Source organism: Actinoplanes sp. NPDC051851 (assembly GCF_040681165.1).
Classification (GTDB): domain Bacteria; phylum Actinomycetota; class Actinomycetes; order Mycobacteriales; family Micromonosporaceae; genus Actinoplanes.
Map to the genome: position 1 here is coordinate 58,494 of NZ_JBFAYF010000036.1, position 14,687 is coordinate 73,180.

Annotated in this window: 12 protein-coding genes; 4 read left to right on the top strand and 8 right to left on the bottom strand. The window is 69.7% G+C overall.

Annotated features, from left to right (window positions below; genetic code table 11):
* Positions 1–4: 4 nt before the first annotated feature.
* From fxsT to AB0M08_RS29680, 6 genes are all read right to left on the bottom strand, one after another.
* Positions 5–3,145, bottom strand: a complete 3,141-nt coding sequence (gene fxsT / locus AB0M08_RS29655; RefSeq protein WP_364500127.1) for an FxSxx-COOH system tetratricopeptide repeat protein — start codon at positions 3,143–3,145, stop codon at positions 5–7.
* The gene (locus AB0M08_RS29660; protein ID WP_364500130.1) at positions 3,090–3,566 is read right to left on the bottom strand and encodes a hypothetical protein; all 477 of its coding nucleotides are present in this window, start codon (positions 3,564–3,566) and stop codon (positions 3,090–3,092) included. The genes fxsT and AB0M08_RS29660 overlap by 56 nt, the downstream gene beginning before the upstream one ends.
* Positions 3,567–3,787: 221 nt before the next feature.
* Complete coding sequence (locus AB0M08_RS29665) at positions 3,788–4,756, bottom strand: hypothetical protein (protein WP_364500133.1); 969 nt, start codon at positions 4,754–4,756, stop codon at positions 3,788–3,790.
* A 172-nt stretch (positions 4,757–4,928) separates the two neighbouring features.
* Positions 4,929–5,534 carry an HAD family acid phosphatase gene (locus AB0M08_RS29670; RefSeq protein WP_364500136.1) on the bottom strand — a complete coding sequence of 202 codons (606 nt, stop codon included), beginning with the start codon at positions 5,532–5,534 and terminating at the stop codon, positions 4,929–4,931.
* A gap of 153 nt (positions 5,535–5,687) precedes the next feature.
* Entirely contained in the window at positions 5,688–6,653 is a 966-nt protein-coding gene (locus tag AB0M08_RS29675) for a septum formation family protein (RefSeq protein ID WP_364500138.1), read from the bottom strand.
* 47 nt (positions 6,654–6,700) lie between these two features.
* Positions 6,701–7,585, bottom strand: a complete 885-nt coding sequence (locus AB0M08_RS29680) for an endo alpha-1,4 polygalactosaminidase (RefSeq protein WP_364500140.1) — start codon at positions 7,583–7,585, stop codon at positions 6,701–6,703.
* A gap of 105 nt (positions 7,586–7,690) precedes the next feature.
* Between AB0M08_RS29680 and AB0M08_RS29685 the strand changes: the two genes are divergently transcribed.
* A complete protein-coding gene (locus AB0M08_RS29685; RefSeq protein ID WP_364500143.1) occupies positions 7,691–8,776 on the top strand; it encodes a DUF917 domain-containing protein in 1,086 nt (361 codons plus the stop codon).
* Positions 8,773–10,467, top strand: coding sequence for a hydantoinase/oxoprolinase family protein (locus AB0M08_RS29690; RefSeq protein ID WP_364500145.1), 1,695 nt, complete (start codon positions 8,773–8,775; stop codon positions 10,465–10,467). The genes AB0M08_RS29685 and AB0M08_RS29690 overlap by 4 nt, the downstream gene beginning before the upstream one ends.
* A 152-nt stretch (positions 10,468–10,619) precedes the next feature.
* Here AB0M08_RS29690 and ltrA read toward each other — a convergent pair whose 3' ends face one another.
* Positions 10,620–11,879 (bottom strand): group II intron reverse transcriptase/maturase, encoded by a 1,260-nt coding sequence (gene ltrA / locus AB0M08_RS29695; RefSeq protein ID WP_364500148.1) that lies wholly within the window; start codon positions 11,877–11,879, stop codon positions 10,620–10,622.
* Between the two features lie 656 nt (positions 11,880–12,535).
* Here ltrA and AB0M08_RS29700 point away from each other — a divergent pair.
* Positions 12,536–12,976: a DoxX family protein gene (locus tag AB0M08_RS29700; protein ID WP_364500151.1), complete on the top strand. Its 441-nt coding sequence runs from the start codon at positions 12,536–12,538 to the stop codon at positions 12,974–12,976.
* A gap of 123 nt (positions 12,977–13,099) precedes the next feature.
* Here AB0M08_RS29700 and AB0M08_RS29705 read toward each other — a convergent pair whose 3' ends face one another.
* On the bottom strand, positions 13,100–13,675 hold the full coding sequence (locus tag AB0M08_RS29705; protein WP_364500154.1) for a helix-turn-helix domain-containing protein: 576 nt from the start codon (positions 13,673–13,675) through the stop codon (positions 13,100–13,102).
* An 83-nt stretch (positions 13,676–13,758) separates the two neighbouring features.
* Between AB0M08_RS29705 and AB0M08_RS29710 the strand changes: the two genes are divergently transcribed.
* Positions 13,759–14,640, top strand: a complete 882-nt coding sequence (locus tag AB0M08_RS29710; RefSeq protein ID WP_364500157.1) for an SDR family oxidoreductase — start codon at positions 13,759–13,761, stop codon at positions 14,638–14,640.
* The last annotated feature ends 47 nt before the right edge of the window (positions 14,641–14,687 follow it).

Genomic DNA, 14,687 nt, shown 5'->3' on the forward strand with positions numbered 1-14,687 from the left:
TCCGTCACACCCGCGGCGGCTCGATGTCACAGTCAGCTCGCTGACCACGGACGGCGTCCAGGGTCGCCGGATGGTCCGCGCCGAGCACCCGGCTCATCATCGTCAGCGTCTCGTCGAAAAGCGCCTGCGCCGAGTCGTCCCGGTCCATCCTGAGCAGGGCCGCGTTGATCGCACAGGCCAGCGTGTCCGGGTGCGCCGCACCCCGTGCCTCGATCGAAAGCTGGTACGTCGACCAGGCCAGCCTCTCCGCTTCCTCGGTGGCACCGGCGTGCACGAGATCCTCCACCAGCCCGCTCGATGCCGCCAGCGTGTAGGGGTGCCGCTCGCCCAGTGCCACGGTGAGACCGGCCAGGGCGTTCTCGTCGACCTGCCGCGCGTCGGCGAAATCACCCGCGGACCGCAGCACCAGCGCGAGATTGACCTTGGCTGCCAGCGCGAGCGGGTGCATCGCCGAGAAGGCCTCCCGGTAGTGATCGACGGCCTCCCGCAACAGGGTACGGGCCTCGGTGATCTCCGACGGGCGGCCGCAACAACGCAGCGCGTTCGCGTAGCCGATGGTGGCCGCCAGCGTCTGCTCGTGCTGGGACCCGAAACGCGTGTAATGGTCGCGATAGCTCTGACGGCCGTTGTCCCGCGCCTCCGCGTAGAACCCCGACTTCCGCAGCGCCATGGTCAGCGTCCGTCCCGCCATCAGTGGATCGCGGTGTCGTGGGCCGAGCATGTCCCGCAACTGCGGAACGGCGGTACGCATCAGCGAGAGAGCCTGCTGGTAGCGCCCCTCCCCGTAATAGTCCTGGGCGAGGTTCACCATGCACAGCAGGGTCCGTGAATCGCCCTCGCCGACCTGTTTCCGCCATCGCCGCAGGATCTCCTCGTCCACGGCCGAGGCCTCCGCGAAGCGCCCCAGATGGCGGAGACTCACCGCGAGATTGTTCTGCGCACGCCAGGTGGCCTGCTCGTCCGAGCCCAGGACGCGTAGATGCCGCGCGACGTTGTCCTCCTCCACCATCAGCGCCTCGGCGAACTGGCCCTCCAAACGGAGGTCCACGCCGAGGAGGTTCGCCGTGTAGAGGGTGTGTTCGTGGTCCTCACCGAAACGAGGGTCCCGCCGCAGCCGTTCGAAGGTGTCGGTGCCCAGCCGCCGGGCCTTGCCGGTCTCCCCGAGAAGCCGGTACGCGTTCGCGAGATGCCGTTGCGCGATCAGGGTCAACTCGTCGTCCGGTCCCGGCCCGCCGTTCGTCCACCGGTCGACCACGACCTCGCCCAGAGCCCGGCTCGCCTCGTAGTCTCCGATCACGAAGAAGTAGCGGATCTGGTCGACCACGACCAGCCGGGCGGTGTGCTCCTCAGCGTCGATCAACTCAGCCGCGTCGATGTGCGGCGCGACCTCGCTGAGCATGGGCCAGTTGTCGGGGTCGTCCGGGTACCCGGGATTCGCGTACGTGAGAAGCCGTTGCGCGTTCTCCCGGCTCTGGCGCAGCCGTTCCTGGAGGAGTTCCGTCCGGAGTACCCGCTGGGTCAACCGGTGGACCTGGACACGCTGCCCCTCGTCGACCTTGGCGAGGCCGAAGCGCCGCACCTCGCGGATGGCCCGGTTCAGATCGATGGGCCGGTCCAGGGCCTGCTGCAGGTTCCCGCTGAGTCCGCCGCCCCGCCCGGCCCGCAGTGTGGTCACCGAGATCGGCACCGGGCCGAGATACGCGAACAACTCCAGAAGCTCCGCGGCGGCCGGCATCTCGGCACGGAGCCGGTGCACGGCCAGCTTCAGGACCACGTAGATCGTCTGCGGGTAGTCGATCGGCTTGCCCTCGGAGAGCAACTCCTCCAGGTTGGCGTCGAGCAGCTCGAGGTACTCCGCAATCGGCATGCCCGTGGTCGCGTGCCAGTTCGCGGCCTGCTCCAGCGCCAGGGGCAGGTCACCGAGCTTGTCGGCCAGCCGGTCCGCGCTGTCGTCGTCGATCGCCCGGCCGTGCCGGCGGATGAGCTGGATACTCTCCGATCGCTCGAAGACATCGACCTCGATCGCGTTACCCCGGGCCGACCAGGCGGCGTTGTTGCGCGATGTGACGATGACGTGGCCAACGCCGGTCGACGGGACGAGATCGGCCAGCGTCTCCGGGCTCTCGACGTTGTCGTACACCAGAAGCCAGTTGAACGGGCTGGCGGAGAGCGTTTCGAGCACCAGCGCCGAGGTCTGCTTCATGTCCTGGCCAACCGGGATGCCGAGCCGCAGCGCCAGTTGGGCGAAGGACTGCCGCACCTGGGTCGCGCTCTCTGCCGTCATCCACCACACGAGCCAGTACTCGTCCGCGTGCCGGTAGGCGAACTCGGCCGCCAGCTGTGTCTTTCCCACGCCACCGAGTCCGTGTAGGGCCTGCGGGACGACCGAGACGGTCGAACTCGCCGCCAGCATCTCGGAGAGCATCGACAGCAGGCCTTCCCGCCCGGTGAAGTCCGGGTTCTTGGGCGGGAGCCCACCGCGGATGGGGCGCGGGGTTTCGACGGGTGACGCCGTCGAGGGTGACGAAACCGATGACGGGGCCAACACCGCGGATCCTCCTGGCAGTCTGTTGTCGGACGAAATCGGATCTACTCCCCCGCGATCTTGGAGGTCCGATGCAGCCTCTTCCGTGAGACTCACGAAGGAGTCGGCGAACGTTTTCCCTATTAACCAACAAAGTTCACGGAGACGATCATCCGGGTATATCGGGCGCCCCGCGATCAGCACCCAGCCGTGCAGACGTCGCTGAAGCGCACCGGTAGACGCATGCGCCAGCCGCTCCGCGAAGCCGAGTATCGGCATCACGCCGGTCACCGGCTCCACAGCCCGTTCCACGGCCCGGAGCACGGCCGGGAGATCCGCACCGGCCAGCTGCACCCCGCCCCGCGGGCCAATCATGTCAGCGGCGGCCCGCCTCAGCGCGTCAACTGGGAAATTCATGAGCAGCTCCGCCAGGGCCGCTCGGCTCGCGTCGTCGATACGGGCCTCCGACAGGTCACCGACGTCACCCGCCGACCGGGGCCAGGACAGCGGGCGGCGCAGCGTCACCGCCGCCTGCGGCGCGTACCGATGATGCTTCCGAAGGAACTCACCTCCGGCGTTGCCGGCCAACCGGAAGAACCACCATCGGCCCTCGTCGCTCACGCTGGCGAACGACGTGAACCGCAATGCCGTCGCGACGACCGACAGTAGATACTGCGAGCGCCAGCCGCCGAGATGCATCGCCCGGATCGCCTCCGTCGATCGGGAACGGTTCGAAGGCGAGGTCCACCAGGTGCTGGGCGAAGAAGGCACGATCGCTGTGCGCCAGGGCCTCCCGGTGGGCCACGGTCTCCTCGGCGTACTGCCCCGGCGGGCAGACCTTCACGATCACCTGGCGATCGGGCTCCCCCGGGGCACCGACGATGATCGCGGCCAGCACGGCACCGGTGTAGCCGCTCGCGGTCCAGCGCGGGTTGGTCAGCCGCACCGACCGGTTCTCCTGGCCGGCCCAGCGGATCAGAGCGGCGGCACCCCGGTCACCGAGGACGTCGGTGAGCGACTCGAAAGCGCCATCCCTGCCCATCGGCTCCCCACGTTTACCATTGTCGACACCGGGACGGCGTCACACGCACCGTAGCGATTCCCGAAGAGCAACGACAACAGTCAATATCATCCACTTCAGAGATAGCCGTCTTTATCTCCACTCCGAGAGCCAGGGTGAATGCTCTGAACAGGGGAACGACTTGACACTAATTGCCAACCCGTATAAATCCCCCATAAGAGTTCTCGTGAGCTTCTTCCGCGTTATTCAGTAGCTTCACGGGAAACGATGCGGCGCCAGGCGGACCAGATCAGGAGCAGCGCGCCGACGCTGCACACCGTGTTGCCGATCATGTCGATGAGCAGGGCGTTTCCGCCCGCCGGGGGCTGGGTGAACGAGTGCCAGGCGTAGGTGAGCAGCGCGCCCGCGCCGATCGCCAGGCGGTGCCGGTCGTTCCAGCCCTCGCCCGCCGACCACCACGCGATCAGCGTCAGGTAGCCGACCACGTCGACCACCCAGATCGTCACGCCGGCCCACACCGGCAGGCCGTCGACCAGCGTCACCCCCTGGAAGATCCCGCCCGCCACCAGCGTCGCGGTGAGGACCACCCATCCGCTCGGTGCGCGACCCGAGCGGCCCGGCAGCCGGACCCGCCACAGCAGACCGAGAACGATCAGCGCCACGACCAGGACCCCGGAGACCGCGAACTGTGCCGGCGTCGACGTGTACGGCCACGCCGCCATGTTGATCGCGCCGCTGATGAAGAGGCCCAGAATGAAGAGCACGCCGGTGACCGTCAAGCCGCGCCGGCCCATCCACGGAACGGTGCGCTTCTCCGGGGCGACCATCACCTCGACCATCAGAATGGACGCGGCCATGCTCCAGAAAACGTGGATGGAGAGGACGTAAATGGTCCACACCGCGCCGATTCCCAGGGCCGGGAGGTAGCCGTCGACCAATAAATGCTCGTCGGCATAGTTCGGGTTGAACAGGGATTGCGTCACCAGCGCCTCTTCCAGCAGGGCGTAGGCGAGGGCCAGGATCAGCATGTTGACCCAGCTCGATCCGCGGCGCCGGACCGCCTCACGGATCAGCAGGGCGCCGCCGCCGTACATCGGGGCCAGGACGACAACCGCGGGCAGATAGACGACCGGCAGGTTGCCCAGCAGGAACTCGGCCACCAGGGGCGCCAGGAAGTACAGCCCGAGAACGGGGGCGTTGCGACGGATCATGCCCGTCAATAAACCGGAACGGCGCCGGGTACGGGTATGTCAGATGTCAGGCCGGCGGCGTGACGGACCGGGACCGGATCCGTCCCGCCGCCGAAGTGCGGTGACGCGGGCCTCGCGGGCCGGGGAGGACGGTGAGTCGCTCTGCGGCCGGATGCCCCCGTGACGGCGAGGGTCAGTCCAGCTGGCCGTCGTAGTCGGGGAGCTTGAACGTCCGCTCGGCGTGGCCGCCGCCGAGGTCGCTGGCGCTGTTGCCGACGTTGGCGACGATCGTGTAGCCGCGGCTCTCGATGTCGATCCGGGCATTCGTCTTCATCGTCTGGTTGTCCGAGAAGTCGAAGGTGTCCCGGGTGTAGAGGTCCGTCCAGGTGTACCCGACGATCTTCAGGTTCACGGCGGTCCCCAGCTCGATGATCTCGGGGCGGGCGGTCACGAAGAAGATCGACGCGCCGGCCTTGCGCGCCTGCTCGGCGAGCGCCAGCACGCCCGGCGTGGCGTCGTACGGCTTGTAGTGGCTCTGCAGTGCGGTGTTGTCGATGTCCAGGACGATCGCGGCCTTGACGTCGCCGTCCGGCAGCCGCTCGTCGAGGTACGCCGACGCCTCGTCGGTCACCGCCTCCACATCGGCGAGCCAGGTCTCGTACGAGGGCAGCGCCTGCACGGTGACCGCGGCCCGGACCGGCGCGGCGGTGGCGCCGGTCGCGGTGACGGCGAGCCCGGTGGCGAGCACGGCGGAGCAGGCGGTGGTGAGCACCAGCCCACGCATCAGAACGGTACGCATGAATCCCTCTCGGCGGGTCAACGAGGTCGCGCCGGTAGTCCACCGGCCTCGGATGACCACTGAACGACCGTCAGATGATCGATGATCGTAGATCAAATGACGACCGGCCGGCAGTAGGGGTACCGCCGGCCGGGGCCGAGAGCAACGCGAGGGTCAGTTCACGATGGAGTCGGTACGCGTCGCCGTGGGGTCGACGGCGATGCAGCTGACGCCGCGGTCGAGCGCCCATTCGAGCGCCGACGACGGGTAGTAGTAATAGATCTCCAGGTCCTCGTTGCCGTCCGAGTAGCGGTCGAACGCGTTACCGCAGCGCTCCTCGGCCTCCTCGATCACCGCGTCCTCACCGGGGTAGGTACCGTCGTCGAGGGTGAACACCGTGTAGACCTCGGCCCGGTGCGGATCGGTGCACGGCACGATCTCCAGGTCGTCGACCTGGTCGTACTCCTGAAGGTTCTCGATGCAGACGCCGGGGTAGAGGTCCGCGCTCGTCGTGGTGGTACGCGTGCCGCTGCCGCTGCCACTCCCGGAGCCGGTGCCCGAGCCGTCGTACCCGCCGGTGCTGTCGAACGCGCCGGGAGCCGCGAGAGCGAGCGCCACGACGGCACCGATGATCAGCGCGTAGAAGGCGGAGGCGATCAGCCCGACGATGGCCAGCCAGTTGCCCCGCTGCCGCCGGCGCGAGATCTGGACCAGGGCGATGACGCCGAAGAGGAAACCGAGCGGGAAAATGCCCCACACGCCGCAGACCAGCGATGCGACGGCGAAACCGTTCATCGGGGGCTCGGCGCCGCCCGCGAAGACATGCATTCCGGGCGCGGCGTATCCGGGATAGGGCGGCGCCTGCGGATAGCCGTAACCGGGCGGCGGCGGATAGGCGGCATATCCGGGCTGCGGATATCCGGGATGAGCGCCGGCGGGAGAAGCGGGCGGCGGATAGACCGACGGGTCGTAGGCCGGCGCCGGATAGGCCGCCGGAGGCGAATAGGCCTCAGGGGAGGGGGCAGGGAAAGGAGTAGGAGAAGGAGCGGGAGAAGCAGGGGGAGAAAGCGGCGGCGGCGCGGTCGGGTCCGGCGCGGGACCGTTCCCCGGGCCCGGATCCGGGGGAAGCTGATCGTTCACCTCCGGGAGGTTAACAACCTTCATGATCGGCCTCTGCCCCGGATCGATCAGCACTGCTCGTAGACGTAACCCTCCGCCCCCTGCGCCACCACGTCCCGGTCACGCAGGATCACCGACACCTGCGTGCCATGGTCCGCACAGGCCGTCTCGTACGCCGCCCTGGTGTACTCGATCTCGAACATCCGATCCCGGAACGCCGTCCGGAACCAGTCACACTCGTCATACGGCTGGCACTCCTCGACCACCGCGAAGTCGAAGCCGACCGCCGGGAATTCCGCCGTGTTCTTCTGCCCGATCGCCAGGCCGTGCCGATGAGCGTTCTCCACGAGCATTTTCGCGTACGCCACGGCGTCGTCCTCGGTCAGCGCCCCGGCGGACCGGGTCCACGAGTCGAGATTGTCCGGCTCGACCGCCTGGTAGCCGTTCCGCGCGCATCCCGCGAACCACTCGCCGACCGCCGCCGCCAGCGCCGTCCGGTTCGCGGCGGTCGAGATGTCCAGCAGGTACTCCCCCGGCCAGTCCGGGTCCTCGACCTGCTGCCCGCCGTCGTCCTCGAGGATCCACCGTCGCAGGTCCGCCTCGCCCGGCTGGGTCTGGAAGGCGTTCACGTAGCAGATCCCGTACCGGCCGGTGACCGCCGTCTCGGCGCGATCGCGGTCGACCACGCGCACCGATCCGCCGGGCTGGTAGGCGCCGCCGATCTGGTAGTCGAAGGTCGCGTTCACCGGCGGCTTCTGGTACAGCACCGGGGGCGACGGGGTGGTGGAGACGCGGACCGAGCCGCGGTCCGGCGGGGCGAACGTGTAGTCCGGCTCGGTGCCGGTCGCCGTGCTCGGCGGCATGGTGATCGGCGGCATCCGGGGCGACTCGGCCGTGCAGGCCGGCAGCATGCTCACTGCCAGCACCAGCGCCGTTACCCTGCGGATGATCATCGTACGTCGAGCCTATCGTCGAGGAGCCGGCGATCCGGCGGGATGGACAATCACCACCGGAAGCGCACCGCGCGCACCGCTCAGCCAGGGCATAGGCTGCCCGGCATGGTTGATCACGACCCGGTTCGGGAGGTCACCCGGGCCGACGTCGCCGCTCTCGCAGCGGGCTGTGCCGTCTTCGGTACCGGGGGTGGCGGCCCCGTGCACATCGAGCGGCTCGCCACCGAGGCCGCGCTCGACGAGCACGGGCCGGTCCGGCTGATCTCCGTGGCCGGGCTCACCGACGACGACGCGGCGATCGTGCTCTCCGGTGTCGGCTCGCCGTCGGTCGGCGTGGAGATGCTCGGCGCCAAGGGCCAGCCGGCCACCGTGGTCCGCGAGGTGGAACGCCTGATCGGCCGCCCGGTCACCGCCGTGATGCCGGCCGAGATCGGCGGCAGCAACGGCGTCTCCGCGGTCCGCTGGGCGGCCGAGCTCGGCCTCACCGTGCTGGACGCCGACGGGATGGGCCGCGCCTTCCCGGAGGCCACCATGATCGCGATGAACGTGGCCGGGCTGGTCAGCGAGTTCTGCGTGCTGGCCGACATGATCGGCAACGTCGCGGTGCTGCGGACCGTCGACCTGGCCTGGCTGGAACGGCAGGCACGCGCCATGATCGTCGCCAGCGGCTCGGTCACGCTCGGCGCCCACTACGTGATGACCAGCCGGAACGCGCCGGGCGCGGTGATCGAGGGGACGGTCGGCCGCGCCCTGCGGGTGGGCCGCGCGCTGCTCGCCGCCGACGACCCGGTCGCCGCGCTGTGCACCGCGCTCGGCGCCGGGCTGCTGATCACCGGCAAGGTCGTCGACGTGGAGCGGACCGCCACCGACGGCTTCACCCGCGGCGCGATGACCGTCGACGGGGTGGGCACCGACCGCGGCCGCCGCCTCCGGGTCGAGCTGCAGAACGAGAACCTGGTCGCCCTGGACGAGGGCGAGGTGGTCGCCAGCGTCCCCGACCTGATCGCCGTGGTCGACACCGAGACCGGCACGGCGATCTCCACCGAGATGCTCCGTTTCGGTCAGCGGGTCAGTGTGCTGGCCTGGCCCTGCGACCCCCTCTGGCGTACACCCCGGGGCCTGGAACTGGCCGGCCCGGCGGCATTCGGCTACCACCTGCCCTACGTGCCGCTCGCGGGGACCGGCCGATGAGTGGCACGGGCACCACAGCGAACCCCCGCCCCGCGACGGCGGCCCGGGGCGCGGACGTGAGCGACATAGCCGTCGGTATCGACGTCGGCGGGACCAACACCGACGCGGTGGCGCTCGCCGCCGGCGGTGCGGTGCTCGCCCGGACCAAGGCCGTGACCACCCCGGACGTCATCGGTGGCATCCGCGCCGCGCTCTCCCGGGTCCTCGCCGACCTGGGCCGCGACCGGAGCGCCGTCTCCCGGGTGATGCTCGGCACCACGCACGCCACCAACGCCATCGCGCGCCGCCGGGATCTGGGCCGGGTCGCGGTGATCCGGCTCGGCGCGCCCGCCGCGACCGCCTTCCCGCCGCTGCTCGGCTGGCCCGCCGACCTGCGCGAGACGATCCTGGCCGGCGTGCTGCTGGCGGGCGGCGGCCACCTGGTGGACGGCCACCCGATCGCCCCGCTCGACCGCGACGCCGTCCGCCGCTTCCTGGACGCCCTGCACCGCGCCGGCGACAAGACCGGCGCCCGGGGCGGGAACGCTGCGGGCGGGAACGGAAGCGCCGGGGACGGGAGCGGTGCGGGCGGGGTCCGGAGCGGCGCCGACGCGGTCGCGGTCAGCGGGATCTTCAGCCCGTCCTTTCCCGACCAGGAGTTCGAGGTCGAGGCCCTGGTCCGCGAGCACCTGGGCGACCTGCCGGTCTCGCTGAGCCACCAGATCGGCACGATCGGGCTGCTCGACCGGGAGAACGCCACCGTGCTCAACGCCGCCCTGCACGGCGTGGCCCGCGACGTCACCTCCGCGCTGGCCACGGTGATCGCCGAGGCGGGTATCGGGGCGACCGCCTACTTCGCGCAGAACGACGGCACGCTGATGGCCGTCGAGCAGGCCGCGCGGTTCCCGGTGCTGACGATCGGTTCCGGTCCGGCGAACTCGATCCGCGGCGCCGCTCACCTCTCCGGCGCCGAGCACGCGGTGGTCGTCGACGTCGGCGGCACCACCAGTGACTTCGGCGCGCTGGCCGGCGGCGGCCCGCGGGAGTCGACCATGCCGCGCGAGGTCGGCGGGGTCGGCACCAACTTCCGGATGCCGGACGTCCTCAGCCTCGGCCTGGGTGGCGGTACCGTCGTCGACCCGGGCACCGGCCTGCTCACCGGCGACTCGGTCGGGTACCGGATCGCCGAGCGGGCCCTGCTCTTCGGTGGCGGCACCCCGACGCTGACCGACGCCGCGGCGGCCCGGGGAGCCGCGATCGCCGGCCGTCGGCTGCCCGATCTCGATCCGCCGCTCCGCGAGGGCCTGAGCCGCGCGCTGGCCGTGGCGTACGACCGGATCGAGTCGGCCGTGGAGCGGATGTCACTGGGCCGGACCGGTCTGCCGCTGGTCGTGGTCGGTGGCGCCGGCTTCCTGGTCCCGGATCGGGTGTCCGGCGCGAGCGAGGTGATCCGGCCCGGTCACGGCGACGTGGCCAACGCGGTCGGCGCGGCGATCGCCCTGGCCGGTGGGCGCGCGGACGAGATCTGCCTCTTCACCGAGCGGACCGCGGGTGTCGAGCGCGCCAGCCGTACCGCGATCGAGAAGGCGATCCAGGCCGGCGCCGATCCGGCCCGCGTCGAGGTGGTCGACGTCAGCGAGATCCCGATCTCCTACTCGGTCCACGCCACCGTCCGCATCTCGGTCAAGGCGGCCGGCCCGCTGGCACCGTGACGGGCCTCCCCGGCGCGCCGCAGCACCCGAATCTCAGAGCCTTTCTTAGGAAGTATTAACAGCCGTGCCGAGTAGCCCGGGGGAATCTCACCCCCGGGCCCTCACAGAACCGTACGTAACAGTCCCCCGTTATACGGCTCGTGTCGTTCTGGTCACCAGACTGTGGGGGCGTAGCTGGTCCAGGCCCAGTGAGCGAAGGCTCGTGGGCGTTTCTTGACGGCGTTGTTCCATGCCGTCCGGGACCGTTTCTTGCCCCGCAGCCGCCGGTATTTGCGGCGGACCCAGCGCAGCAGGTAGGCGTTGATGCGTTCCAGGAGGGGATGCAGGGCTGATCGGTAGAACGCCCCGTAGTAGTTCATCCAGCCCCGCACGATCGGGTTGATCCAGTCGGCGAGGTCCGTTTCGGTCAGGCTGGTGCGATGGTGTAGTCGCCAGGACCGCACCTGGGCACTGATCCTCTTCAGGGCCGGTTTGCTGATCGCGGGCAGGAACGAGCAGAACATCTGCCCGTTCTTGTTCTCCGCGGAGCGTCGCCGGAAGCCGTAGCCGAGGAAGTCGAACTCGGTGTGCTCGTATGAGTCACGCCGGTTGTCGTCCTGGCAGTAGACGATCCGGGTCTTCTCCGGGTGCAGGGCCAGCCCTACCTGGTTCATCCGTTTCGTGATCTCGGCCAGCACGTACCGGGCCTGCCGGTAGCTGACACAGTGCACGACCACGTCATCGACGTAGCGCTCGAACGGCACGGACGCGAACGTCCGGGCCATCCAGGTGTCGAAGGCGTAGTGCAGGAACAGATTCGCCATCACGGGCGAGATCGCAGAACCCTGAGCGGTGCCCCGGTCCCGCTGCGTGAGAGTTTCGTCGGGCTGTTGCAGCGGTGCAGCAAGCCACCGGTTGACGTACAGCAGCACCCACGGCTGATCAGTGTGCGCGGCGACCGCTTTGACCATCAGGTCCCACGGCACCGTGTCGAAGAACTTCTGGATGTCCAAATCGATCACCCAGTCGTGCTTCCAGCACCGGGTGCGGCACACCGCTACCGCGTCGATCGCGGAACGTCCGGGCCGGTAGCCGTACGAATCCGGATGGAAGATCTTCTCTACCTGTCCTTCCAGGACCCGCGCCGCGACCGTCTGGGCGATCCGGTCGCCGACCGTGGGCACGCCCAATGTTCTGACGCCTCCCCCGGTCTTCGGGATCTGCACGGCACGCACCGGCGGCGGGAAATAGGTGCCCGACGACATCCGATTCCAGATCTTGTAAAGATTGTTCTTCAGATCCTTCTCGAACTCCGCCAGCGACACCGCATTCACGCCGGGTGCACCCTTGTTCGCTTTCACCTTCTCATACGCCTCCCAGACAGCCCGTTTCGCAATCACGAACGGCTTGCCCGGTGCTTTCAACTCATCCACACGACTCCTCCCAGCATGCTGGTTGATCGAGCAAATACAGTCACGAACGACCCGGCCCCTTCGCTCCACTCCCATTACAGGAGCTTCGTCACTACTACGAGCCGGTCCGCCGGCGTGCCCGGCGACGGTACTCGATCCCTCACGGCTTCGGACCGCTCGGGACACTCCCTCTCACCCACCATGAACAGCGGATGGTTTCCGGGCACGCCTTCTCCCGTTCCGCACGGAAGCCGCAGGCCGGGCTCGCGTCGCCTGTATGCCGGACACCGCCTGGCCAGTAGACTGGTCCCCGCCAGACTCATCCCGGGATCGCATTGACACCCCGGTTTTGATGTCAGTTCCTAAATTTCGACACGTCATCAGCGATTCGCTTTCGCTCGCCTTCCCGACCCCCACCTGACATCTCGAACGGACGCCTTTTCCTCATCGTTCACCACAACAGTCTTCAGCTAATGCAGCATGAGGTGGTTTGAAACCTCCCCCCAGCAGGGCGATCCCGAAGGGCCAAATCCTTCATCTTCCGTACAGCATCGCTACTGGAAACAGTTCCTACATACCTGTCCTTTCACGTTCGGGACACAACAATGCCATGAAGACATAGACCATCGTTAATGTGAGGCGTCAGGTTAACCCGCGTTAAGGCTGAGGAGCGTCTCTTGTCTTCCCCCCGTTTCGCCCAGATCACCTGGCCGTTGTTCCGCATCGTCATCGGGCTGCTGTTCGCCTGCCACGGGCTCAGCAGCCTCTTCGGGCTGTTCGGCGGCAGCCGCGGCACCGGTGAGCCGGTCCCGGTCGGCACCTGGCCCGGCTGGTACGCGGCGCTGATCCAGCTGGTCTGCGGCCTCCTGGTGCTGGCCGGCCTCGTCACCCGCCCGGCCGCGATCCTGGCGTCCGGCTCGATGGCGTACGCGTACTTCGTGGTCCACCAGCCGAACGGCCTGCTCCCGATCGAGAACGGCGGCGTCGCGCCGGCCCTCTACTCGTGGTCGTTCCTGATCATCGCGGCCTTCGGCGCGGGCTCCTGGTCCCTGGACGCCCTCATCGGACAGCGCCGCACCGCCGAGTCGCCGGCGGAACCCGTGGCGGAGCGCGTCTGACCGACACCGACGCCCGCCACCGCAGGACGTCCCGGCCGCCCCATCCCCCGGCGGCCGGGACGTCCGCGCCGGCGCGCCGTGACACACGCCCCACCGGCCGGGCCCCGCGGCGGAAGGTCCGCGTCAGCCCAGGGAGGCGCTGGCGGCGCGCAGGTCGCCGAGGGCCGTGAGGGTGTGCCGGGCGAGGTCGTCGTTCGGGTCGTCACCCTCGATCCAGACCGCGTAGCCGCGCTTGAAGGCGAGGACGCCCATCTCCCCCGCGAGCGCCGCGACCGGGTCCGGCACGCCCCGGGCGATCAGGGCGGCGGTGACCGCGGCGGCCAGGCCGACGCTCTTGAGCGCGTCGCGTTCCTGCAGCTCGGCGCTGCTGGCGACGGCGGCCTTCAGGCGCGGGCCCAGCTCGCGGTTGACCGGGCCCATCGCGTCCGACACCCGGCGGAGCGCGACGGCGACCGCTTCCAGGGGCGTGGCCCCGGCGGGCGCCTCGGCGACCCCCTCGGCGAGCAGCCGGCTCAGCGTCTCCTGCCCGGCCACCAGCAGCTCGCGCTTGTCCGGGAAGTGCCGGAAGAAGGTGCTCTTGGTGACCCCGGCCCGCTCGGCGATCTCGGCGACCGTGGTCGCGTCGTAGCCCTGCTCGATGAAGAGGTCGCAGGCGGCCAGGACGAGGCGTTCGCGTGCGCCGGGTTCCCATCGAGCCATCCCGCCATCATAGTGACGAGACCTTTGTCCCATCACTCTGGTACCGTGACGGGACAAGTGTCCCATCACTTCGGGAGTGATACATGCGCGTCTTCATCACCGGCGGCACCGGCCTGATCGGCACCATCGTCGTCGCCGAACTGCTCACCCACGGCCACACCGTCCTCGCGCTCGCCCGCTCCGACGCCTCCGCCGCCGCGCTCACCGCCGCCGGCGCCGAACCGCTGCGCGGGGAACTCGCCGACCTGGACGCCGTCCGCGCCGGTGCCGCCCGCGCCGACGGCGTGATCCACCTCGCCTTCGGCAACGACTTCAGCAGCCCGGAGGCGCTCGGCCGGGCGATCGCCGAGGAGACCGCCGCCCTCCTCGCGCTCGGCGAGTCCCTGATCGGCAGCGACCGGCCACTCGTCACCGTCTCCGGTACGCCGTGGGTGCCGGGCCGCCCCTCCACCGAGTTCGACCCGCTCCCCGTGGACGGGCCGGTCGGCGGGCGCGGCCGTACCGTCACCGAGATCCTCGGGATGGCCGGGAAGGGCCTGCGCGGCAGCGCGATCCGGCTGCCCCGCACCGTGCACGACCACGGCGACGGCGGGTTCGCCGGGCTGCTCACCCGGATCGCCCGCCAGACCGGCGTCTCCGGATACCCGGGTGACGGCACCCAGCGGTGGCCGGCCGTGCACGCGCGCGACGCCGCGGTCCTCTTCCGCCTCGCGCTGGAGCAGGCCCCGGCCGGCAGCTCGTGGCACGCGGTCGCCGACGAGGGCGACACGGTGCGCGACATCGCCACGGTGATCGGGCGGCGCCTGGGCCTGCCGGTCCAGGCGGTGCCGGCCGAGACCTACGGGCCGCTCGGACCGATCTTCGCCACCGACCAGCCGTCCTCCAGCGAGCACACCCGGCGCGAGCTCGGGTGGAAGCCGGTCCACCCGAGCCTCCTCACGGACCTGGAGAACATCGGAGGCTGAGCATGGCGCGTACGGGAGAAGGGACGTGGACCTCGGTGTTGGAGGTA

Excerpts from the sequence above, each read along its gene's own strand:
- AB0M08_RS29660 (WP_364500130.1), bottom strand. The coding sequence starts at position 3,566 with ATGGGCAGGGATGGCGCTTTCGAGTCGCTCACCGACGTCCTCGGTGAC.
- AB0M08_RS29665 (WP_364500133.1), bottom strand. The coding sequence starts at position 4,756 with ATGATCCGTCGCAACGCCCCCGTTCTCGGGCTGTACTTCCTGGCGCCC.
- AB0M08_RS29670 (WP_364500136.1), bottom strand. The coding sequence starts at position 5,534 with ATGCGTACCGTTCTGATGCGTGGGCTGGTGCTCACCACCGCCTGCTCC.
- AB0M08_RS29680 (WP_364500140.1), bottom strand. The coding sequence starts at position 7,585 with ATGATCATCCGCAGGGTAACGGCGCTGGTGCTGGCAGTGAGCATGCTG.
- AB0M08_RS29685 (WP_364500143.1), top strand. The coding sequence starts at position 7,691 with ATGGTTGATCACGACCCGGTTCGGGAGGTCACCCGGGCCGACGTCGCC.
- AB0M08_RS29690 (WP_364500145.1), top strand. The coding sequence starts at position 8,773 with ATGAGTGGCACGGGCACCACAGCGAACCCCCGCCCCGCGACGGCGGCC.
- AB0M08_RS29705 (WP_364500154.1), bottom strand. The coding sequence starts at position 13,675 with ATGGCTCGATGGGAACCCGGCGCACGCGAACGCCTCGTCCTGGCCGCC.
- AB0M08_RS29710 (WP_364500157.1), top strand. The coding sequence starts at position 13,759 with ATGCGCGTCTTCATCACCGGCGGCACCGGCCTGATCGGCACCATCGTC.